This window comes from Pseudomonas allokribbensis, from assembly GCF_014863605.1.
Lineage (GTDB): Bacteria > Pseudomonadota > Gammaproteobacteria > Pseudomonadales > Pseudomonadaceae > Aquipseudomonas > Aquipseudomonas allokribbensis.
Map to the genome: position 1 here is coordinate 5,264,574 of NZ_CP062252.1, position 22,481 is coordinate 5,287,054.

Here is a 22,481-nt window from a genome sequence, read left to right on the forward strand (position 1 = left end):
TCCCGCCTGGCTCACTTGAATTTATAGGCGATCGCCATCTGCACCTCGCCCTGATTGGTATCGCCGACGCTTTTGACAATGCTGCTGTCGGCCGCCGAGTTCGTCAGGTGAATCCAGCTGGCGCTGGCCACCAGCGACCATTGAGGCGCGATAGGGAACTCGAAACTCTGGGTCAGCGCAATATTCTGCAAGCCGCCGCCGGCGTTGTACGCACGGATGCCGGAGGCCAGGGCCTCCTTGTCGCTGACACCGAAGAACGTGTTGTTTTGCCGGGCATTGGCGAAATGCGCGGTCAGATTGCTGCTGCCGATCACGCCGCCGCCCAGTGGATAGCCGATCTCGCCACCGACCCGACCGAGCACGCCGCCCTGCCCGCCGCCACCGCCGATGGCCTGGCCAACGGACGCGAACACCCGCCAGAAGTCGGCCGGGGCGTACTGCACGAAACCACCGGCCTCGGCCATGTCGGGCACATCGCGCAACCCGCGCAATTCGCCGTTGGAGGTACGGCCGGGCAGGTAATTCACATACGGACCGGCGCTGAAACCGTTGGCCTTCAAGGCGCTCCAGGTCAGGCCATCGTCGGTGCTGAGGCTGACATCGCCCCAGTCCAGATCGAGATACGGTATCGGCCGGGTTTCATAACGGCTGCCGCTGGGATCATGAGGCTGATAACCCAGGCCCACGCCCGCCTCCCCGGTAATCCCCTGCGCCATTGCGCCTGCTGAAAAAGCGCTCAGCGCCACCAGTAAAAGCAGTGTCTTCCTCTTCATGAGGCCATTCCTTTAATTGAACATGCGCGCATCAATCCCCGGATGCCGCCCACCGCGCAAGCACTCATGTTGTTTGTAGCAAGCTACAAAAATTGTAGCTTCGAATCGCCAAAGCACCTCATCAGCCCCGCCAACAAGGGGGCCGAAGCACTTGGCACAGTCCCTGCTCTACCCCTCGGCAAGCGCACACAACGCGCTCTGACCAATAGGTAATGCAGATGATTGACTGGCATATCGTGTGTGATTTCGACGGGACCATCACCCGCACCGACGTGATCGACAGCATTCTCGAACGCTTCGCCGACCCGAGTTGGGAAGTGATCGAAAACCAGTGGCTGGCCGGTGAAATCGGTTCCCGTGAATGCCTCAGCCGCCAGCTCTCGCTGGTCAAGGCCACGCCCGGCCAATTGCTGGAATTCTTCGACAGCATCGAAATCGATCCGGACTTTCCCGACTTCGTCGACCACGCCATCGGCCTGGGCGCATCGTTCGAAGTGGTCAGCGACGGCATCGAACAAGGCATCGCGCGGATTCTTTCGCGCAACTACGTGACCCTGCTGCCGATCCTCGCCAACCGCCTGCGACAGCTGGATCACGAAAGCTGGCGCATCGACTTTCCGTATTCCAGCGATGCCTGCCGCGCGGCCTCCGGCAACTGCAAATGCAAATCCACGCCCGGCAACAAACGGGTGCTGGTGATCGGCGACGGCCAGTCCGACATGTGCGTGTCGTCCACCGCCGACTTCGTCTTCGCCAAGGGTCGCCTCGCCGAATACTGCGAACGCAACGCGATCCCTTACGCCCGCTTCGACAGCTTCGCTGAACTGCCGGCGCTGCTGGCCCTGCTGCCAAAGGCCAGCGCCGCCAACGCCACCTCTTTCAATGCCGAAGCTTTCAACTCGGAAACTTTCAATACAGAAACACAGGAACTCTTCCACCATGTCTGATATTCGAATTGCTACTGCGGAAGACCAGATTCTTCTGGAAAAAGAAGCCAAGTACTGCTCCTACGGCGACACCGTTCACTACATCGAACCGCCGCGCATTTTCAGCCGCTGCGAAGGCTCCTACGTCTGGGACACCGAAGACCAGGCCTACCTCGACCTGCAAATGTGGTACTCGGCGGTCAACTTCGGTTACGCCAACCCGCGCCTGAACAACGCGCTGAAACAGCAAATCGACACCCTGCCGCAGATCGCCAGCCAATACCTGCACAAAGGCAAGATCGAGCTCTCGGAAATGATCGCCGTGGACGCCAAGAAGAAGTTCGGCCTCGACGGTCGCGTGCACTTCAACGTCGGCGGTTCGCAGTCCATCGAGGACTCGCTGAAAGTCGTGCGTAACGCCAGCAACGGCAAAAGCCTGATGTTCGCCTTCGAGGGCGGTTACCACGGTCGTACCCTCGGCGCCTCGTCGATCACCTCCAGCTACCGCTATCGCCGCCGCTACGGCCACTTCGGCGAACGCGCCAACTTCATCCCGTTCCCGTACCACTTCCGCGGCCCGAAAGGCATGACCAAGGAAGAGTACGGCAGCCACTGCGTGCAGCAGTTCGCCCGTCTGTTCGAAACTGAATACAACGGTGTCTGGGACCCGAAAGTCGGCCAGAGCGAATACGCAGCGTTCTACGTCGAGCCGATCCAGGGCACCGGCGGCTACGTGATTCCACCGATGAACTTCTACAGCGAACTCAAGCATGTGCTGGACCAGCACGGCATCCTGATGGTGGTCGACGAAATCCAGATGGGCTTCTATCGCACCGGCAAGCTGTGGTCGATCGAACACTTCGACGTCAAACCGGACGTGATCGTCTTCGGCAAGGCACTGACCAACGGCCTCAACCCGCTGGGCGGCATCTGGGCCAAGGAAGAACTGATCAACCCGAAAGTCTTCCCGCCAGGCTCGACCCACTCCACCTTCGCCTCCAACCCGCTGGGCACCGCCGTGGGCCTGGAAATGTTCAAGATGACCAGCGAAGTCGACTACGGCGCGATGGTCATGGCCAAGGGCAAATACTTCCTTGAAGGCCTGCAGGACCTGCAGAAACGCTACCCGATCATCGGCGACGTCGATGGCCTGGGCCTGGCCCTGCGCTGCGAAATCTGCGGCCCGGACGGTTTCACTCCGGACAAGGCCACCCTGGACTTCATGGTCGAAGAAGGCATGAAAGGCGACATCGAGATCGACGGCCGCAAACTGGGCCTGATCCTCGACGTGGGCGGCTACTACAAGAACGTGATCACCCTCGCGCCATCGCTGGAAATCAGCTACCCGGAAATCGACCTGGGCATCGCCCTGCTCGACCGTCTGCTGGCCCGGGCGATGAAACGATGAACGCTGCCGGGATCGATCTGGGCGAAGGCGACGCCGGTTTCGTTCTCGGCACAGGGGAGGTCGCGGTGTTGTTGATCCACGGCCTCACCGGCACCCCGACGGAGTTGCGTCGGGTCGCCGTGGGACTGGCCAAGGCCGGTTGCACGGTGTACGTGCCGACCCTGGCCGGGCACTGTGGCGGCAATGCCGATTTGCAGGCCACCGGCTGGCGCGACTGGTACGAAGGCGTGCGCAAAACCTTCGTCGGCATCCGTCGCCAGCACAGCAAAGTGTTTGTCGGCGGCCTGTCGATGGGTGCGGTGATGTCGATGTACGTGGCGTCCGAGCATCCGGGCCAGGTGGCCGGGTTGCTGATGTATTCCACGACCCTGAAATACGACGGCTGGAGCATCCACAAACTGGCGTTCCTGACGCCGTTGCTGATGAAAATCCCGTTCGGCGTGCACATCTGCAAGTTCGAGGAGAAACCACCCTACGGCATCAAGAATGAACGCCTTCGGGCCATCGTCGAACGGCAGATGAAGGAAGGCCACAGCAGTGAGGCCGGCCTGCTGACCATGGAGGGCGTGACCGTGCGCGAACTGCATCGGATGAACGCCGTGGTGCGCAAACGCATGCCTTCCATCACGGTGCCGGCCCTGGTGCTGCACTCCATCGAGGACGACATCACCAGCCGCTGGAACGCCGACTACGTGGAACGCAAGCTCGGTGGCGAAGTGGTGAAGATCCTGCTGGACGACTGCTATCACATGATCACGGTCGACCTGCAGTACCGACGCGTCGTGGAACTGAGTGTGCAATTCATCCAGAACCACCGCACCGACCTGCCGCTCACCGCTCCCTCCCTGCCGGCCGAGGAATACCGGCAGCGGGCGTGAGTCGACTGCAAAAACGATACGCCTTGCCGGTTAAGGAAACGACGTGATCACGGCCCAAGCCTTTTCAACCATCGAAGCGATTGATCGCGACGCATGGAATGCCTGCTTTCCCGAGGAGCTCGAAGACTGGGCCTATTATCGCGCCGTTGAACAGGCCGGCATCGACGGCTTCCAGTGGCGCTACCTGGCGCTGTTTGAAGACAACCACCTGATTGCGGCGGTCGTGGCCTTCACGACCGCCTATTCGCTCGACACCACCCTGCAGGGCACCGGCAAACGCTTGAGCCAATGGCTGCGCAGTTGCTGGCCGGGGCTGTTCGACATCCGCCTGTACGCCCTCGGTTCGCCGGTGGCGGAGCAGTGCCACGTCGGCACCCTCCCGTCTATTGATCCGACCCGCTGGCCTGACCTGTTCGCGCGCCTGCTGAAACTGGCTCGCGAGGACGCGGACCAGGCCGGAATCGGCCTGCTGGCCGTCAAGGATGCTTCCCATCGCAACCCGCAATGGCTCCAGGCCTGTCGCGAGGCCGGGTTGCAGAGCATGCCGGGGTTGCCCGGTGCCGAGCTGCCGATCACCTTCGCATCGGTCGACGCCTACCTCGGCACCCTGGGCAAATCCACCCGCAAGGACTTGCGCCGGACCCTGCGTGGTTCGGGCCCGCGCATCGAATGGCGGCGCTCGGTCGACGACCTGCTGCCGACCATGATGCGTCTGTACGAAGCGACCCTGGCCCGCAGCGACCTGACGTTCGAGTGCCTGCCGGCTGCGTACTTTCGCCAGGTGCTGGAACACCTCGACGAACGTGCCGCCTGCGTTTTGTACTGGGTCGGCGATGAGCTGGTAGCGTTCAACCTGGTGCTGCTGGACGAGCAAAGGCTGGTGGACAAGTTTTTTGCCCACGATCTGGCCCGGACCCGCGAGCACAAACTGTACATGCGCAGCTGGCTGGCCAATGTCGGCTACTGTATTGAACACCGCATCCCGATCTACGCGTGCGGCCAGGCCGGTTATGCCAGTAAGCTGCGCCTGGGTTGCTCGTTCGTCGGCAACACCGTGTTTTTCCGCCACCGCCATCCCGTGCTCAATCAACTGCTGCGGCTGGTGAAGTTATTCATCCGCCCGGATCGTACCGACCCGGCCATGGCGACTGCGATAAGCGAACAACAATAAGCGAGCATGATGATCAACGACCGACGCGCCACCGCCCGACCCTTCGCCCTCTCCGGCTGGAGCCTGCAACGCAAACTGGTGCTGGCGTTCTGGCTGGTCAGCGTGATCCCGACCATGATCGCCGCGGAACTGGCGGCCACCACCCTGTCGCAGATTTTCGACAGCAACGTGCGGATCTGGCTGCAGGAATCGACCAAGATCGTCGAGGACGAGATTCGCGAGATCGTGCGCGACAACGCCCGCGTCGCACAGTTGTTCCTGCGCTATACCCGCCCGCCCACGGACCGGCAGTCGTCCAGACGCGACAAGCTCACCGCTGACATCGCTGACTCCATGGGCATCGACGTGGTCGCCCTGGTGCGCAATAGCGATCACAAAGTGGTATTCAGCACTGCCGCCGATGACATCGTGCGGCAAATCAGCACCGCGCCCAAAGCCGTGCTGCAGACTCTGCAGGTCGGCGGCGTGGCGACCGGCGCCGTGGTTTCAACCTTCGAAAGCGATCAGGACGGCACCGACTACAAACTGATTGTCGTGACCTATCTCGATAACAGTTTCCTCACCAGCGTCGCCGACGTGCACTCTCTGGATCTGCGCCTGTACCTGGCCAAGGACGCCGACTTCTCGGAAATCTTTTCCACTCAGCGTTTTGAAGATCACCCGGCGATCGTGCCTGCAAAAATCGAGGACCAACTGCGCAGCACCAAGTTGCCGATCGAGCAGTCGACCAACCGCTACAGCGGCATCTACCGACCGATTCTCAACGAAAACGGTGAACTGCAAGGCGTGGTATTCAGCGGTCTGCTGCGCCACACGACACTGGTCGGGCTGGTGAACCAGAGCAACCTGTTCATCCTGATCTTCATCCTCAGCTCGGCGGCTTCGCTCGCGGTGGGCTGGCTGGTATCCCAGCGCCTGACCATGCCGCTGCGCGGCCTGGCCAAAGGCGTGCAAGCGGTGATCGCCGGGGACTACCGTCAGCGCCTGCCCGTCACCGGCGGCGATGAACTGGCGGAACTGAGCAGCACCTTCAACCACATGAGCGAACGCCTCGGCGAGTTGCAACACCTGGAATCGCAACTGCGACGCCGCGACCGCTTGCATGCGCTGGGTGAAGTCGCGATGGGCCTGGCCCATGAAATCCGCAACCCGCTGGGCATCATCAAGACCGCCACGCAACTGCTGCACCGACGCGCCGACCTGCCGGAGACCGACAAGCGTCATCTGGAATACGTGGTCAGCGAGGTCAGCCGCATCAACGACCTGATCACCGAATTTCTCGACTTCGCCAAGCCCAGCGCGCCGCTACGCTCGACCCAACTGGCGCGGCCGCTGGTGGATGAGCTGGTGGGCTTCTGCGCCCCGGAACTGGCCAGCCACAATATCGATGTGCGGATCGACGACCGCGCCCCCACCGCCACCCTGTATGCCGATGCCCGGCAACTCAAACAGGCGGGCCTGAACCTGATCGTCAACGCCATCGACGCCATGCCCGACGGCGGTCGCCTGACCCTGGGCATCCACAGCGATAAGCACAATACGGTCATCAGCGTCAGCGACACGGGCCAGGGCATCGAAGCCGATATGCTCGAGCGGATCTTCACGCCGTTCGTCACCACCAAGGCGTCCGGCACCGGGCTCGGCCTGGCCAAGGTGTTCTCGATCATGGAAAGCCATGACGGGCGCATCGAATGCGTCAGCGAAAAAGATGCCGGGGCCACGTTCAGCCTGTACATTCCGGCCAACGGTGAAGATTTCGACGAGGACAGCGATGACGCATAACGTACTGGTGGTCGACGACGAGCCCAAGCTCTGCGACTTGCTGGCATCGGCCTTGAGTCAGAACGACATTGTGGTGTTCACCGCCGGCAACGGCCTGCACGCGCTCAAGGTGCTGGAAACCGAAGACATCGATCTGGTGATCAGCGACTGGCGCATGCCCGGCATGGACGGCCCGCAACTGCTGGCGGAAATCAAAAACCGTTTCCCGCAGTTGCCGGTGATCGTCATGACCGCCTACAGCACGGTGAAAAACGCCGTGCAGTCGATGCGCAACGGCGCCTTCGACTACATCGCCAAGCCCTTCGATATCGATGAGCTGGACATCACCGTCAGCAAGGCCCTGCAATTTCGCGACATCCTCAAAGACAACCAGCGCATGCGCGCCGAACTCGACGAACACCAGCAGATCGACAGCCTGGTCGGCGACAGCCCGAGCTTTCGTCGGGTACTGAGCGCGATCGACTCGGTGCGCGAAAGCAACGCCACCATCCTGCTGACCGGCGAGAGCGGCACCGGCAAGGAAATGGTCGCCCGGGCCATCCACAAGCACGGCAACCGCGCCGACAAGCCGTTTGTCGCAGTCAACTGCGCGGCAATCCCGGAAGGGCTGCTGGAGAGTGAAATGTTCGGCCACCGCAAAGGCGCGTTCACCGGTGCGGTGGCGGACCGGGTCGGGCGTTTCCAGCAGGCGGACAAGGGCACGCTGTTTCTCGACGAAATCGGCGAAATGCCGCTGGCGCTGCAAGCGAAAATCCTGCGCGCCTTGCAAGAACGCATCATCGAACCGGTGGGCGATCCGCGCGAGCGCAAGGTCGATGTGCGGGTCATCGCCGCGACCAACAAGAACCTGCTGGATGCGGTGGCCAACAAGGAGTTTCGCGAAGACCTGTATTACCGCCTCAACGTGTTCCCGATTCCGTTGCCGGCCCTGCGTGAGCGGGTCGAAGACATCGCGCCGCTGGCCCGGCATTTCGCTCACACCCTGGGCGCCGCGGCGGGCAAGCGCTTTAGCGGTTTCAGTGCCGAAGCGTTGCAGGCAATGGCCCGCTACTCGTGGCCGGGCAATATTCGTGAACTGCAGAACTGCGTCGAACGCGCGACCATCGTGGCGTCCGGCGCAGAGATTGAAGAGCAGGACTTGCCGGCCTATCTGTTTGCCTCACAGCCGACCGAGCCCGGCGCCCTGGTCGCTGAAGGCAGCGTGCCGGCCGACCTGGAAGCGGCACTGGCCGAGGTGGAAAGAGCCTACATCCTCGCCGCGCTGGCGCAGAGCAACGGCGTGCAGGCTGCGGCAGCGCAGTTGATCGGGATTTCCGAGCGCAGTTTCTGGTATCGGTTGAAGAAACTGGGGATTCACGTGGACAAGATCGTCCGCTAGCCACGGTTCCCGGACAATGCCCGGGAACCCTCGCAGCATCAGTTCACCGTGCCGCCCTTCGCCTCGCTCATGATCTGCCGGATCGCCCCGACAAAGGTCTCGACCGGCTGCCCGCCACTGACCGCGTATTGCCCGTTGAACACCACGGTCGGCACCGAGCTTACGCCGCGCGACAGCCACAATTGCTCCTCCTTGCGCACGTCGCTGGCGAATTCGTCGGATGCCAGAATCGCCTCGGCACGCTGTCGGTCCAGACCCACGCTTTCGGTAATCTGCGCCAGTTGCGAGTGATCGGACGGGTTGCCGCCATCAGTGAAATACGCCTTGAACAGCGCCTCTTTCAACGGCAACTGCAAGCCCTCCTCCCCGGCCCAGTGCAGCAGCCGATGAGCATCGAAGGTGTTGTAGATGCGGCTGTTCGAATCGGTGCGAAAACTGAAACCGACATCGGCCCCACGGGAGCGGATCACTTCACGATTCTTCTGTGACTGCTCCGGGGTCGATCCGTATTTTTCCTGGATATGCTCGCCGATGTTCTGCCCGTCCGGCCCCATCTTCGGGTTCAGCTCGAACGGCTGGAAACGGATCTCGGCCTGCACCTCGTTGCGCAAAATCTCCAGCGCCCGCAGCAAACCGTACAGACCGACGACGCACCACGGGCAGGACACGTCGCTGACAAAATCGATTTTCAGGGCAGAACTCATGACTCACCTCGCGCGTTCAATCGTGGCCAAAGACCTGCACGATACACCCGCTAGAGCAGATTGCGCTCGGTCACCGGTTCGATCTGCGCCCAGTGCGAAGTGTCTTCACGGTGTTGCTGCAAATACGGCAACACCGCCGCCAGCAACGGCGCCTTGAACGCCTCCTGGAAACGATGGGCCAGACCCGGAATCAGCTTCAACTGGCTGCCGCGAATGTGCGCCGCCAGATGCACGCCATGCATCACCGGCAGCAATGGGTCGGCCGTGCCGTGCACCACCAGCGTCGGCACCCGCAATTGATTGAGCAATGCCACGCGGCTCGGCTCGGCAAGGATCGCCATGATCTGACGCTTCACGCCTTCGGGGTTGAACGCCCGGTCATAGGACACCGCCGCCTGATGCAACAGCATCTGACGATCATCGGTGACCGTCGGGCTGCCCAGTGCCGCCAGCAGATCGGCCTGTTGTTCCAGCGCCACTTCGCGATTGGGTGCGCCGCGTCGCGACAGCAACTGCACCAACGCCGCGCTCGGTGCCGGCAGGCCTTCGGCACCGGAGCTGGTCATGATCAGCGTCAGGCTCTCGACCCGTTGCGGCGCCATGGCCGCCAGGTGCTGGGCGATCATCCCGCCCATGCTCGCGCCGAGCACGTGGAATTGCTCGACGTGCAACGCGTCCATCAGGCCCAGCGCATCCTCGGCCATGTCGGTCAGGCTGTAGGGCGCCGCCACCGGCAGACCGAGTTTGTAACGCAGCACTTCAAACGTCAGGTTGGCCTCGGCCGGCGCCTGGCGCCAGGTCGAAAGACCGACATCGCGGTTGTCATAACGAATCACCCGAAATCCCTGCTGACACAGGGCAATCACGACTTCGTCAGGCCAGTGAATCAACTGCCCGCCCAGCCCCATCACCAGCAACAACGCCGGATCCGACGCACGACCAATGCTCTGGTACGCCAGGCTCACCTGCTCCAGATCGACCCGTTCGGTCGGTACATTGACGTCGCAACGCGACGCCGCATAAGACGCCTGCCCGAAAAAAACCGCGGCCAACAACGCCGCGATTGCAAAAAATCCCTTGAACATGAAAAACACCGAAACGCAGAACCCCAGTAGAGCGCGAGTCTGATGAAGTTTGTTCAAGCGCGCTGCCACAGTTCGATGACAGTTTGATGAAGAGTGCCGAGCGGTCATTTCCAGGCGCGATAACTATGCAACACCACTGCCCCCAGGCATTTCTTTTCAATGGTTCGTTATATGGAGTGGATCTCCCGCTCCCCGTCGCGAGCCACTTGAGCATGTCCGAACACATTTTTACCGATCACCCGATGCCTGCACCGCACGTCTGGCCTGCTTCGCTGCCTTTGCCGACAAACATCGACAGCGCGCTGTTACACAGCGCCATGGATCGCTGGCGCAGTGCCAGTCATGGTTTGCGTGACCTGTTTGACGGCGTACCGTCCATCCGCGCTTCGCTGACTGACCTGCTGGAACGTGAGCTCGATCTGGGGGAGCGGGATTCAGGCTTTCTCTTTCCGGCGACTGATAAATACTCCGAGCAATTTGTCGGTTTCACGCCGCTGCTTGCCTTCATCTATCCAAAAGACCAACCGGAAACGACGCTCGCCCGCCCCTGTGCAGTAACCGGCCTCGACAGCAACCATGCGATGGCGTCCCTTACCCCCCTTCAATTGCTGGTCCGGATCACGGCGCTGGCCCCGGAAACTGAACTGAACCGGCGCTGGGAGTCGTACTGGAATGCCCGAGCGCCCGGGACGGCTTTTTCACGTCGTGAACAGGCCGGCCGGCTGTACCAGTCTCATCTGGAGGCAACCGCTCAGGTAGCGCTGGCGCAGCGCAGCCTGACCGCCGACCATTTAGAACCGTTATGGCTGCTCATGAATGCCTCGTCGTCCCCGCCACGCCTGGGTGATCAACCCGTGCATAGCGAAGGGTTGGAGCTGGTGCTCGGAAACGACTCCCGGGGCAAAATTCCCGGTACGTGGGTGATCAGCGTCGGAGACCGACAATCCGGGCGGCAACTCCTGTATTTGCCCCATCATCCGGTGCCCTTGCAGTCCTTCGACGGACGCAGCGATATGGAGGCCTGGTTGTCTGGCCTGGGACTCGTTCCGAACGGACTGCTCACAACCGGGCTGCGCTTTGAATACAGTGCCAGAGCCCTGCCATTGACCACAGGCATGACAGACGTGCTGGCCCAGATGCAACAGGCCCGGATCAATACCTTGCGTCAGGGCTCGGCCGGCAAGTCCGGACTGGCCGAGCATGGCGCTCAGGCTCTGGACCAGACAGACAGGCTGGAACGCCAACTGCGCATTGCGGGGTCGCCGGCCTCCCCTCCTGCTGTGCCGGAGTGGAGGCCGGCGACCCGGGATGAAGAGCAACCGTTGTTCGGTGCGCTGACCACCGATATTCCATGGCCAGTGCGCCAGGCTGCACTCGAGCGACAGCGCGACGCCCTGCAAATCTGGTCAACCGTTGCCAGAGATGAAGAGCGCCAGGCGTTCAAGGATCAGCTTCAGCGTCTGGAAGCTGCTGAACTGGCGGCCGATATGGCAGCTCAAGCCATGCTGTACCGCGAACGCGCACTGGATACGGTTACCCTCGATCGCGAATTCACCGCCTTGCACCAGGCGCACAAAAAAGGGCTGCTCGCCGAAGCCGGACTGCAGCACACACTCAAGCAACTGAGTGAAGAACAGTACGTGGCACTGATGTCTGTTCTGGACACCTCCGGCGACACCGATGCCGACTGGTGCGCAGCCGAGATATCGCTATCGGCGCGCGACCGGCCCAACGCCTCCCGACAGACGCTCAACGGACCGCTGGTCATCACCCACGAGGTCGCCCTGTCGGATCCCGCTGCGCCTCATGCTCTGCTGTTGTATTGGCCGGGTACTGGTGGCGGATTGCAACGGTTCGACAATCGTCGTGAACTGGAGTGCGAGGTGTTCAAGGTACAGGAGCAGGACCCGTTGCTGATGTTGCAACTGAGCCGGATCACAGGCGATCCGTTGCAGCATGTCCTGAATCAGGTGTCCGTCGAGTTCGAAGAGCAGGCAGGCGCCCTACGCCGGAACGACAGTGAAACACCCCGGTCGGCGCTACATGCCGAATATCTCGAAACCTTGCGCCGGCAGTTTGTCGCCAGACTGCAAGTGCCCGTCAGCGCCGCACGGCAACTGGCCTTGTCGCACCTTGGAGAACAAGACACCAGCGCTGCTCTGGCCTCCAGCCTGCCGGACTGGCTGAGCAATCTGTCCGGGTTCGACCGTAGCGAACTCAGGTGGCTGGTCGAGGCATACATCAAAGCCATGCAACGTAGTCAGACCCTGATGGAAACGGCCCTGCCACCGCGCGACGAATTCACCCGAAAACATTTGCAAGCCCGCCTGCGCGAGGATTTTTCGCTCAAGGGAATTTTCGATGTGCAATTGGATCTGCCCGATTCAGTCGCGATGGAACACCATGCGTTCAACGCCCCTGGCGCGCCGGGCACCCCGAAGAAACTGGTATTGGTACCCAGCAAGACACGCAGCAAGATGTCCCTTGAAACCCTCGCCCAGAGCAATATCGACAACACACCGTCGATGAGCATGGAGCCCCTGGCGCTACGCCTGGGCTTCATGAAAGTCGACGTCACCGCATCAGACGAGACCGAGCGCCAAATCCTGGCCGCCGGTATTACCAAGGCTTACCTGACCAGAACACTGCCCGACCTGGACCTGCCCAAAGCTTACGAAACCCTGATCCACCAGGTATTCATGGGATCGAACGATGACACGCCGTTCGTCAACGAACATCGTCGCGAGTGCCTGCTGGAACCGTGGCGGTTGGTACTCAGACTGCAAGGCGAATGCGCCCGGCTGCAAAAACACATCAGCGCGCAGGACCTGCAAATCCTCGACATCGCCATCGATGCCGATACCGCCCCTGCCTGGCGTGCGAATAACAGGCACATCGTCTTGCTGCCGGCCCTGCTGACTTCCGGCGGCAGGGACACACCAAACGAAGGCCCGGTGACGATCTCCGGCGTGAGCTTCATAGAGGAACAGGTCAGCGGGACAACATTGCTGTACCTGACCGACAGCCCCGATGGGCAATGTCTGCGTCGCTACGACAATCTGGAAACCGCGCGCAAGGCGCTCTTCAACCTGTGCATGCAGGAAAAATGGTCTGGTTACCTGGCCGGCCGGGCTGTGCAAGGCGACGTACGCGCCCACGAGCACCGTATAGGGCAAGCCGTGTTAAAGCGTTTCGATGCCCTGATCGGAGTGGGTGAACGCTGGCCGGCGACAACATCTTTGGCCGCGCACCTGCTCAATGCGCAAATGGGGCGACTGATCCAGGCCCATCGCAGCACTTCGCACTCCAATGCCGACCTGGCTGGTGAGCGTTACGCGTTGAGCGGCTCAAGAGTGTTTACCTACATCAAACTGGCGCTGAGTCTCGTGCCATTTGTCGGCACTGCCATTGGCCTGTACGACGCCTGGACCAGCGCCAATCAGGCCGTGTCTGCATTGCTGCGGGGTGCTGTGGGCGATGGACTGTCGGAAATCGAAGGGTTGCTGCTGGCGCTGATCGATGCGGCGATGGACATTCTGCCCACCGTAGGCGCAGGCACCGGGGCCGCAACAGTGACGCGTGGCCGGCAGTTGCGCAAATTGGCTGCCAGCCCTGCCACGTTTCACGTACCCGACAGGCGCAGCGCGCAACATCTGAGTGCGCGGTTTGCCGGCTACGAGTGCCAGCAGCCCATTTTCCTGAGCGGCATGGAACCGGCCAGCGCAGGTCTGTTTCGCAACGTCTACCGACATGCCGACGGCGATTTTGTTATCCGTCAGGGACGGATCTATCAGGTTGAACTGAGCAAGGACTCACGGGGCTGGCGCCTGGCCGGAAGTTCGCAGAAAACCTACAAGCAGCCAATCGCTCTGGATGAAGCGGGTAACTGGGACACCCATTTCGGGGTGTATGGAACGACATTCGACGGCGGCGGCGCAGGAGGCGGCAACGTATTCGGGCACCTCGCGGATGCGCTGGATCCTGTCTGGCCGATGAGCATTCGTCAACGTCTGCCACGCTGGTGGGGTGACCGGGTGTTTCGTCGCCATCACCAATTGACCCGGCAGACTGATGACCTCGCCCGGCAGATCGACGCCCGATTCGCCGAAAGCCACGCCGCCATCACCCGCTACAACGACGCCCCCCTCGATCAACGCCCGGCCTTGCGAGCGACCGCCGATGCGGCCTGCATCGGCGATATCGAAATAGCCAGCCGGCGTTACCGGTTACTGACCGATCTGTTGCCTCTGACCCATGGCAACAAGCGACGCAAGGTCATCGAATGCATGAGCCTGGACGCCTGGAAAGTGACTGATCGGGTTCAACTGCGCGTTCATCACGTCAATCACCAGGTCAGCCCGCTGCTGGACCGGATTGACCCGCTGATCGAGCGTCTGATCGACCTGCCAGCAGAGCTGCTCGATGAACACATCTCCATTCACCGGGAGATTCGCAGATTGCGCCTGGAAACGATGCAAAAAACCGAGGAGATCGAAAGCCTGATGCGCGATCTCAACCAATGGTACGAACGCATCAGCCTGCCCCGGGACAAAGCGCATCTCCGTGCCGAAGTCGAGGGTTTGAACAAGCGATTGAGCGAGAGCAACCTGCTCTATCTCAAGACCGGCAGCTTGCTGGAGATCGTCCAGCGCTACGACAACCTGAGCGAGCTGTCCTGGCACTTTCTGCAGAGTCAGGCACGAGAGTTGCGCGCCGGGATGGATCGTGCCCTCTACATCCAGTTCAGCCTGCCCGAGGCCGGCGCGACCCGAGGCCAACGCAATCAGATCCTGCAGGACTGCCTCGATACGTATGCACAGTTTCGGCGAGCCATGACCGCGTGGACGGCCAGTTACTCCCAACATTTTCACATGGAAGACGTCCCTGCCCTGCTGGCCGGCATCGAGAAAATGGCCGACCGGGCCCGCAGAACCCTTGAACTGCCGACAGTGTCCGCACCCACCGGGCGCAGCAACAAAAAGATCTTCATCACCGAAGACGATCAATTACTGATCGGTGTCGAACACTGGGAGTCGACCACCCAGACACGCCGCTATCACTTGACCGGCAAGGGCGGTGTCGATGAGGTGTGGGAACAGGGCAGCAACGGCAAATACCGTCTCTTGAACACCCCTGCCCGATCGACTTCCCCCATCGAGCGAAATCTGGACGCGTTAGTCACCGAGGCGCGCACGCGACTGGATCGCTTGCCGACTTACGAGACCAAGGTGAACAACCATGCCCGGCAAGACATGCTCCCGGTCGACCTGGAACACATGATGGTCAGTGAAGCGGACGAACTGATTCGCCGCGCACAACGTATCGAGCAGATCGATGCGCAGCACCCGATCATCGCTACCCTGCGCGGCAAAGCGACCGAAGTCCGGATTCGCGGAAGACAAATGCGCACCCGGCAGTCACTGAACAGCAAGAACCCGACCGATGGCATGCTCGACGACCTGATCGGACAGCACGCCGTGGATATTCAAAAGGTTCAGCCACTGAAAAATCTCGGCAAACGCAAGGACGGTCGTATCGATTACCTGCAGGAATACGAAGTCCGCGACAGGACACAGGCACCACCACGACTGCTGTGGTATGCCCACTTCCATTATTCCAAGGCAACCCCCGGCTTTCGCGAATTCGAAAAGGCCCATTTGAAGCTGCCCGAACACCGGTCATTGACCCACGCCGACGATCCTTCCCTGCCTTATGCCGACATCGGCAAGCGCTCGTCGGTACTGATCCATTTCGAGAACCTGTGAAAACGAACGGGGGAGCGGTCAATGCGCTCCCCCGCTTTGTCAGGCCAACTGACTGCGCAACTGCCGTGCCGCCGCAACCATGTTCACCAATGCCGCTTCAGTCTCCGGCCAGGCACGAGTCTTCAACCCGCAATCGGGGTTGACCCACAAGCGCTGCGCCGGAATACGCTTCACGGCCTTGCTCATCAACTTGACCATTTCCGCCGTGTCCGGCACCCGTGGCGAGTGGATGTCGTAGACGCCCGGGCCGATGTCGTTCGGGTAGTCGAACGCTTCGAAGGCTTCGAGCAGTTCCATGTCCGAACGCGAGGTTTCGATGGTGATCACGTCGGCGTCCATGTCGGCGATCGCCTTGATCACGTCGTTGAATTCGCTGTAGCACATGTGGGTGTGAATCTGGGTTTCATCCTTCACGCCCGAGGCCGTCAGGCGGAACGCGTCCACGGCCCAGTCGAGGTATTCCTGCCATTGCTCACGGCGCAGCGGCAGGCCTTCACGGAACGCGGCTTCGTCGATCTGGACGATCTTGATCCCGGCGTTTTCCAGATCCACCACTTCGTCACGCAGGGCCAGCGCCAGTTGCTGTGCCTGGACTTTGCGCGACACGTCTTCGCGGGGGAACGACCACATCAGCATCGTCACCGGGCCGGTCAGCATGCCTTTCATGACCTTGTCGGTCAGGCTCTGGGCGTAGGTGATCCAGTCCACGGTCATGGCGTTCGGACGGGACAGATCACCATAAATCACCGCCGGTTTGACGCAACGGGAACCGTAGCTCTGGACCCAGCCGAAACGGGTGAACAGGTAACCATCGAGCTGCTCGGCGAAGTACTCGACCATGTCGTTGCGCTCGGCTTCACCGTGCACCAGCACATCCAGGCCCAGACGTTCCTGGACTTGCACCGCATGGCGGATTTCGCTGCGCATGGCATCGTGGTAATCGTTGGCCGACAGCTTGCCCTGCTTGAACGCTTGACGGGCCAGACGGATCGAGCCGGTCTGCGGGAACGAACCGATGGTGGTGGTCGGGAACGTCGGCAATTTCAGACGCGCCTGTTGTGCGGCGATGCGTTTGGCGAACGGCGAATGGCGTTGGCTGTCGCTGGCGCTGATCGCGTTGATCCGCGCCTGCACGTCGGCCTTGTGAATGCGTGGCGAGCGGGCGCGGCTTTCTTGGATGGCGCGGCTTTCGGCCAGTGCGCTTTGCACTTTCGGCGCTTGCGGATCGTTCAGGGCATCACGCAAAACCGAGATTTCGCTGCACTTCTGCACGGCGAATGCCAGCCAGCTTTTCAGTTCCGGATCGAGCTTGTCTTCACGCTCGACATCCACCGGGCTGTGCAGCAGCGAGCAGGAACTGCTGACCCACAGGTTGTCGCCAAAACGCTCCTGGGCCGGTTGCAGTTGTGCCAGCGCCTGCTCCAGTTCGCAGCGCCAGACGTTGCGACCGTTGACCAGGCCCACCGAAAGAATCTTGTAAGTCGGCAGTCGATCCAGCACCTGACCGAGCTGATCCGGCGCACGCACCGCATCGATGTGCAGGCCTTGTACCGGCAGGCCGACGGCGAGGCCGAGGTTGTCTTGCAGACCGCTGAAATAGGTCGCCACCAGTTTCTTCAACGGCGAGTACTGAAGGATGTGATAGGCGCGTTCGAACGCACTTTTCCACGCCTGCGGCAGGTCGAGGGTCAGGATCGGTTCGTCGATCTGCACCCACTCCACGCCCTGCGCGGCGAGGCGACCGAGGATTTCGTTGTAGACCGGCAGCAGGCGCTCGAGCAGGTCGAGCTTGTCGAAATCGTTGCCTTTCGCCTTGCCCAGCCACAGGTAAGTCAGCGGGCCGATGATCACCGGTTTGACGTTGTGACCGAGGGCCTTGGCTTCTTCGACTTCATCGAACAGCTGCTCCCAGCTCAGCTTGAACGACTGGTCTGCGGTGAATTCCGGGACCAGGTAGTGGTAGTTGGTGTCGAACCACTTGGTCAGTTCTTGCGCATATTGGGTCTTGCCATGTTCGCCGCCACAGCAGGAAGCCGTGGCGCCACGGGCCATGGCGAAGAGTGTGTCGAGGGTCGGCAGGCCGCGTTCATCGCGCACGCCATCGAAGCGCTCGGGGATCACACCGAAGGTCAGCGAATGGGTCAGCACCTGGTCGTACCAGGCAAAGTCGCCGACCGGCAGCAGATCGATGCCGGCATCTTTCTGCAGTTGCCAGTGTTTGGCGCGCAGCTCACGGCCGACCTGATTCAAAGCGGCCTGATCAAGATCGCCTTTCCAGTAGGCTTCGAGGGCTTTTTTCAGTTCGCGGTCGGCGCCGATGCGCGGGAAACCAAGGGTGTGGGCCACGGCCATGTCGAGTGTTCTCCATTGCGTAAAAGATGGCGCCATTGTCGACAGCCAGGACAACATGAGACAAACTCAACCTTTTCGTGTTGATCACAAATTTTCCTCATGGAGCCTGCGGTGCTTGAGATCCGTCACCTGAAAACCCTGCACGCCCTGCGCGAAGCCGACAGCCTGGTCGATGCGGCCGACCGCCTGCACCTGACCCAGTCGGCGCTGTCCCACCAGTTCAAGGAACTGGAAGAACGCATGGGCATGCCGTTGTTCGTGCGCAAGACCAAACCCGTGCGTTTCACCAGCGCCGGCCTGCGCCTGCTGCAACTGGCGGACGCGACCCTGCCGCTGCTGCGCGGTGCCGAACGTGATATCGCGCGCCTGGCCGGTGGCACCGCCGGGCGTCTGCACATGGCGATCGAATGCCACAGCTGCTTCCAGTGGCTGATGCCGACCATCGACCAGTTCCGCGATGCGTGGCCGGAAGTCGAACTCGACCTGGCCTCGGGTTTCTCCTTCGCACCGCTGCCGGCGTTGGCCCGGGGTGACCTGGATCTGGTAGTGACGTCCGATCCGTTGGAAATTGCCGGCATCACCTACGTGCCGCTGTTCACCTACGAAGCGATGCTCGCGGTCGCCAACCAGCACGCATTGGCGAGCAAACCGTACATCGTCCCCGAAGACCTGCTGACCGAAACCCTGATCACTTATCCGGTTGAACGCGACCGGCTGGACATCTTCACCCGCTTCCTCGAACCGGCCGACATCGAACCGGCGCAGGTGCGCACGTCAGAGCTGACGGTGATGATGATGCAACTGGTGGCCAGCGGTCGTGGCGTATGCGGCATGCCGCACTGGGCGCTGCATGAATACAGCTCACGGGGTTACGTGAAGGCCAAGCGGCTGGGCGAGAAAGGTCTTTTTGCGACGCTGTATGCGGCGATCCGTGCCGACATGCTGGACGCGCCGTACATGCGCGATTTCCTGCTGACGGCCAAGGACACGTCGTTCTCGACGCTGGATGGGGTCAGCGCGGTTCGTTAAGGCTGGCGGATGGCACGAAAGGCGCGCACCACATGTGGATCTTGTCGAAGTAGTCCTCGCCGACCCGCACCGCCATCGGCTCCAGGCCGAACTGGACGAAACCGCAGCGCTGGTACAGATGGAACGCCGCCTCGTTGCCGGCAGTGACGGTCAGTTGAATGATTTTCAGTGCCGGATGCTGCTGCGCTTCCCCCAGCACGGCCTCCATCAGTTTCAGGCCCAGCCCGCGCTGACGAAACTCAGCCGACACATACATGCCGAAGACCGTTGCCTTGTGCCGGGCCTTTTCCCGAGGCTCGAACGCCAGGCCGACGATACCCGCCAGCCGGCCGTCTTCGAACGCGCCGAACACCGCATCAAGCTTGCTGGTCAGGCGTGATTCCCACCAACTCAAGGGCATCGCCGCGCGCTCGCGCACGCTGGAGGTGAAGGCCTGCGGATGCCGGTCATACGCTTCCAGCATCAATTCGCGATAGGCCAGCGCATGACTGGCGTCCAGCCGTTCGATCCACATGTTCAAGCCGCCCGGCGTTGTTCAAGCATCAGCCGTACGGCCAGACCGCCGAGCACAAACCCCATGAAATAACGCTGCGCCGCCAGCCAGGTCGGATTGCTGACGAACCACGAAGCGATGCCCGCCGCGAACAGCGCGATCAACAGGTTGACGCTGAAACTGACGCTGATCTGAGTCAGACCGAGAATGATGCTTTGAGTGAACACCGAGCCGTGTTCCAGCGAAATGAACTGCGGAAATACCGAAAGGTAGAACACTGCGATTTTCGGGTTCAGGGCGCTGGTGAGAAAGCCCATGGTGATCAGTTTGCGCGACGAATCCGCCGGCAGTTGCTGCGCCTCGAACGGCGAACGCGCGCCGGGCTTCACCGCCTGCCAGGCCAGCCACAGCAGGTACAGCGCACCGGCCCATTTCAACACTTCATAGGCCATCGGCACCGCGAGAAACACCGCGGTCAAACCGGCGGCCGCCGCGAACAGATGCACGAAGAACCCCGCCACCACGCCGAGCAGCGAGGTCACCCCGGCCTTGCGTCCCTGGCAGATCGAACGGGAGATCAGGTAGATCATGTTCGGCCCCGGCGTCAGTACCATCAGCAGTGCAGCGGCAGCAAAAATCAGCAGGTCTTGAAGCGGGATCATGACGAAGTCCTTTGTACGAATGATCAGGCGATCGCAGTCAGCGAGGCTCGATAAAACGGCAGGATCAGGTCACGTGTCAATGGGGCGAGAACGACATCGCCGTCGGTGGCCGGATCGATCCAGATCACCTCTTCGATCTCGGCGGCCGGGGAGACGTCGGCGTCGATGGTCAGTTGAAAGATCTCGGCCTGCACGACAAACCCCGGCTCGTTGGCAGCCGGTGCCGAGAACTGGCCGAGAAAAGTCGCCTGCGCCGTATCGATCACCAGCCCCAGTTCTTCCTCCAGCTCACGGGCCAGCGCATGCACCGGCAGCTCATGGGCCTCGATCTTGCCGCCGGGCTGCATGAACGCCGTGGTGTCGCGCTTGCGCACCAGCAGGGTCTGGCCGTCGGGGTTGAGCAGCAGCGCGGCGGCAATACGAATGATGCGGGGGGAAACAGCGGATACAGAGGTCATGGGACAGCCACCGGCCTTGAGAAAAACCGCAAGGATCCCATGCCGGCGGCGCCAGCGTCACCTCATACGGTCTCAAGACTGGGCCAGAAGCGCCGCCTCGCCCTCCTCCGGCACTTTTACGAATACCTTGTATTTGCCACCTTCCATGGCTTCGAAACTGATCAGTTTGTCCACCAGCAGTGCACTCAGCACCTTGCCGGCATTGAGCAGCAACATACCGTTGTCGGCATTGAGGTTGCGCGCCAGCATCATCCCCGCCGCCAGTTCCCGGGTGCCCAGCACCTTGACGCTCGGATCGGTCAGGGTGATATCGCTGACCATCGCGCACACCTTGATGAAATCCTCGATCAGCTCGGGATCATAGAGTTTGCCCGCGTACTGACGCAGGTACAGCAACGCTTCATCGCTGTTCATCTGCCGTTCGAGAATCAACCCGCGCTGCAATTCGACAAAATCCACCGCCAGTTTCAACAGCCGCGAGCCCAGGGGAATTGCCTCACCCTTGAGCCGGTCGGGAAACCCGCTGCCGTCCCAGTGCTCCTGATGGTGCAGGATCAGCCGCGCGGCATCCTTCATCGGGTCCAGGGTCATCAGCAGCGATTCACTCTGCTTCGGATAACCCCGATAGCGGTCGCGTTCGGTGCTGTGCAGCAGGTCCGAGGGGGTGGTCATCATGCTGTCGGTCCAGCTCAGCTTGCCGATGTTGTACAGCGCGGCGGCCATGGTCAGGTCACGGCTGGCGGCTTCGTCCAGCCGGTGCACCTTGCAGTAGCCGCGCACCAGTTCAATGATCTGCCGGTTGGTCTGCTTGGCCGGCGGCAGGCGCAGGTTGGCGAGCAACGAGAACACTTCGGTGCCGGTCACATAGCTGTGCTTGAGCTCCTCGTAGGCCAGGTCGAGCATGTCGGCGGTCTGTTGCAGCTCGGCGGTACGGGCGCTGACATGTTTTTCCAGGGTGCTGTTGAGCAACTTCAACTGGTCGTTCTGCACCCGGGTCAATTGCTCCAGACGCTCGCGCTCCCGGGCCAGATGTTGATGTTCCAGCGCCTGGCGCAGGATCAGGAGCATTTCTTCGTCGTTCCAGGGTTTGCTGATATAGCGGTCGATCTGCCCTTCGTTGATGGCCTTGATGATCGCCGAAGGGTCGGCATACCCCGTCAACATGATCCGCGTGGTCGCCGGATACAGCTGGTGAACGTTGGCCAGCAAGGTGGCGCCGTCCATGTTGGGCATCCGCGCGTCACTCATCACCAGATCGACCGGGCGTTGCGCCATCATTTCCAGTGCCTGGGTACCGCTGGTGGCGAGCAACACGTCATAGGGCTGGCCACGCAGCAGGCGGCGCAGGCTGTTGAGGATCGACTCCTCGTCATCGACCAGCAACACGGTGGGCCGGTGGGTCAAAGTCGGGGCGGATTGCTCTTCCATGGCGAGGCCTCACGGGAAACGGTGGACATGACAGGCGTCTCGGCAGACCTCCTCGCTTGCCCGCGCCTCAGTGACAGGCTAGATGATTTTTTCGCGCAGACCGCACAAATCATCGGGTAAGGCGAAGTGCCGAAGGGGCAACTATGCTCAAGTCGCTGGACGACACCATCGGCCTGCGCGCAGGCGTGT

At 61.5% G+C, this 22,481-nt stretch carries 16 protein-coding genes; 8 read left to right on the forward strand and 8 right to left on the reverse strand.

Annotated features, from left to right (window positions below):
* Window positions 1-11: 11 nt before the first annotated feature.
* Entirely contained in the window at window positions 12-773 is a 762-nt protein-coding gene (locus IF199_RS24150; protein WP_192558888.1) for a MipA/OmpV family protein, read from the reverse strand.
* Between the two features lie 218 nt (window positions 774-991).
* On the opposite strand from IF199_RS24150, the gene IF199_RS24155 reads away from it, so the two are divergent.
* From IF199_RS24155 to IF199_RS24180, 6 genes are read left to right on the forward strand one after another with little or no spacing between them, the layout of a single operon-like run.
* Window positions 992-1,720 carry an HAD-IB family phosphatase gene (locus IF199_RS24155; RefSeq protein WP_096818663.1) on the forward strand — a complete coding sequence of 243 codons (729 nt, stop codon included), beginning with the start codon at window positions 992-994 and terminating at the stop codon, window positions 1,718-1,720.
* Window positions 1,713-3,107 carry an aspartate aminotransferase family protein gene (locus IF199_RS24160; RefSeq protein ID WP_096818493.1) on the forward strand — a complete coding sequence of 465 codons (1,395 nt, stop codon included), beginning with the start codon at window positions 1,713-1,715 and terminating at the stop codon, window positions 3,105-3,107. Before IF199_RS24155 ends, IF199_RS24160 begins: the two co-directional genes overlap by 8 nt.
* Window positions 3,104-3,985 carry an alpha/beta hydrolase gene (locus tag IF199_RS24165; protein WP_096818495.1) on the forward strand — a complete coding sequence of 294 codons (882 nt, stop codon included), beginning with the start codon at window positions 3,104-3,106 and terminating at the stop codon, window positions 3,983-3,985. The genes IF199_RS24160 and IF199_RS24165 overlap by 4 nt, the downstream gene beginning before the upstream one ends.
* Before the next feature lie 43 nt (window positions 3,986-4,028).
* Complete coding sequence (locus tag IF199_RS24170; protein ID WP_192558889.1) at window positions 4,029-5,156, forward strand: GNAT family N-acetyltransferase; 1,128 nt, start codon at window positions 4,029-4,031, stop codon at window positions 5,154-5,156.
* A 9-nt stretch (window positions 5,157-5,165) separates the two neighbouring features.
* The gene (locus IF199_RS24175; protein WP_192561000.1) at window positions 5,166-6,938 is read left to right on the forward strand and encodes a sensor histidine kinase; all 1,773 of its coding nucleotides are present in this window, start codon (window positions 5,166-5,168) and stop codon (window positions 6,936-6,938) included.
* The gene (locus IF199_RS24180) at window positions 6,928-8,316 is read left to right on the forward strand and encodes a sigma-54-dependent transcriptional regulator (protein ID WP_192558890.1); all 1,389 of its coding nucleotides are present in this window, start codon (window positions 6,928-6,930) and stop codon (window positions 8,314-8,316) included. Before IF199_RS24175 ends, IF199_RS24180 begins: the two co-directional genes overlap by 11 nt.
* Window positions 8,317-8,354: 38 nt before the next feature.
* On the opposite strand, the gene IF199_RS24185 is transcribed toward IF199_RS24180, so the two are convergent.
* A complete protein-coding gene (locus tag IF199_RS24185; protein ID WP_192558891.1) occupies window positions 8,355-9,020 on the reverse strand; it encodes a DsbA family oxidoreductase in 666 nt (221 codons plus the stop codon).
* Between the two features lie 50 nt (window positions 9,021-9,070).
* Window positions 9,071-10,105: an alpha/beta fold hydrolase gene (locus IF199_RS24190; RefSeq protein ID WP_096818505.1), complete on the reverse strand. Its 1,035-nt coding sequence runs from the start codon at window positions 10,103-10,105 to the stop codon at window positions 9,071-9,073.
* A gap of 212 nt (window positions 10,106-10,317) precedes the next feature.
* On the opposite strand from IF199_RS24190, the gene IF199_RS24195 reads away from it, so the two are divergent.
* The gene (locus tag IF199_RS24195) at window positions 10,318-15,870 is read left to right on the forward strand and encodes a dermonecrotic toxin domain-containing protein (protein WP_192558892.1); all 5,553 of its coding nucleotides are present in this window, start codon (window positions 10,318-10,320) and stop codon (window positions 15,868-15,870) included.
* 39 nt (window positions 15,871-15,909) lie between these two features.
* Here IF199_RS24195 and metE read toward each other — a convergent pair whose 3' ends face one another.
* A complete protein-coding gene (gene metE, locus IF199_RS24200; RefSeq protein ID WP_192558893.1) occupies window positions 15,910-18,222 on the reverse strand; it encodes a 5-methyltetrahydropteroyltriglutamate--homocysteine S-methyltransferase in 2,313 nt (770 codons plus the stop codon).
* Window positions 18,223-18,333: 111 nt separating this feature from the next.
* Between metE and metR the strand changes: the two genes are divergently transcribed.
* A complete protein-coding gene (gene metR / locus IF199_RS24205; protein ID WP_096818509.1) occupies window positions 18,334-19,251 on the forward strand; it encodes a transcriptional regulator MetR in 918 nt (305 codons plus the stop codon).
* On the opposite strand, the gene IF199_RS24210 is transcribed toward metR, so the two are convergent.
* From IF199_RS24210 to nosR, 4 genes are all read right to left on the reverse strand, one after another.
* A complete protein-coding gene (locus IF199_RS24210; protein ID WP_192558894.1) occupies window positions 19,235-19,765 on the reverse strand; it encodes a GNAT family N-acetyltransferase in 531 nt (176 codons plus the stop codon). The genes metR and IF199_RS24210 overlap by 17 nt on opposite strands.
* 2 nt (window positions 19,766-19,767) lie before the next feature.
* On the reverse strand, window positions 19,768-20,406 hold the full coding sequence (locus IF199_RS24215; protein ID WP_192558895.1) for a LysE family translocator: 639 nt from the start codon (window positions 20,404-20,406) through the stop codon (window positions 19,768-19,770).
* Window positions 20,407-20,429: 23 nt separating this feature from the next.
* On the reverse strand, window positions 20,430-20,864 hold the full coding sequence (locus IF199_RS24220; RefSeq protein WP_102620783.1) for an NUDIX hydrolase: 435 nt from the start codon (window positions 20,862-20,864) through the stop codon (window positions 20,430-20,432).
* 72 nt (window positions 20,865-20,936) lie between these two features.
* Complete coding sequence (gene nosR / locus IF199_RS24225; RefSeq protein WP_096818516.1) at window positions 20,937-22,292, reverse strand: response regulator c-di-GMP phosphodiesterase, NosR family; 1,356 nt, start codon at window positions 22,290-22,292, stop codon at window positions 20,937-20,939.
* Window positions 22,293-22,481: the final 189 nt, after the last annotated feature.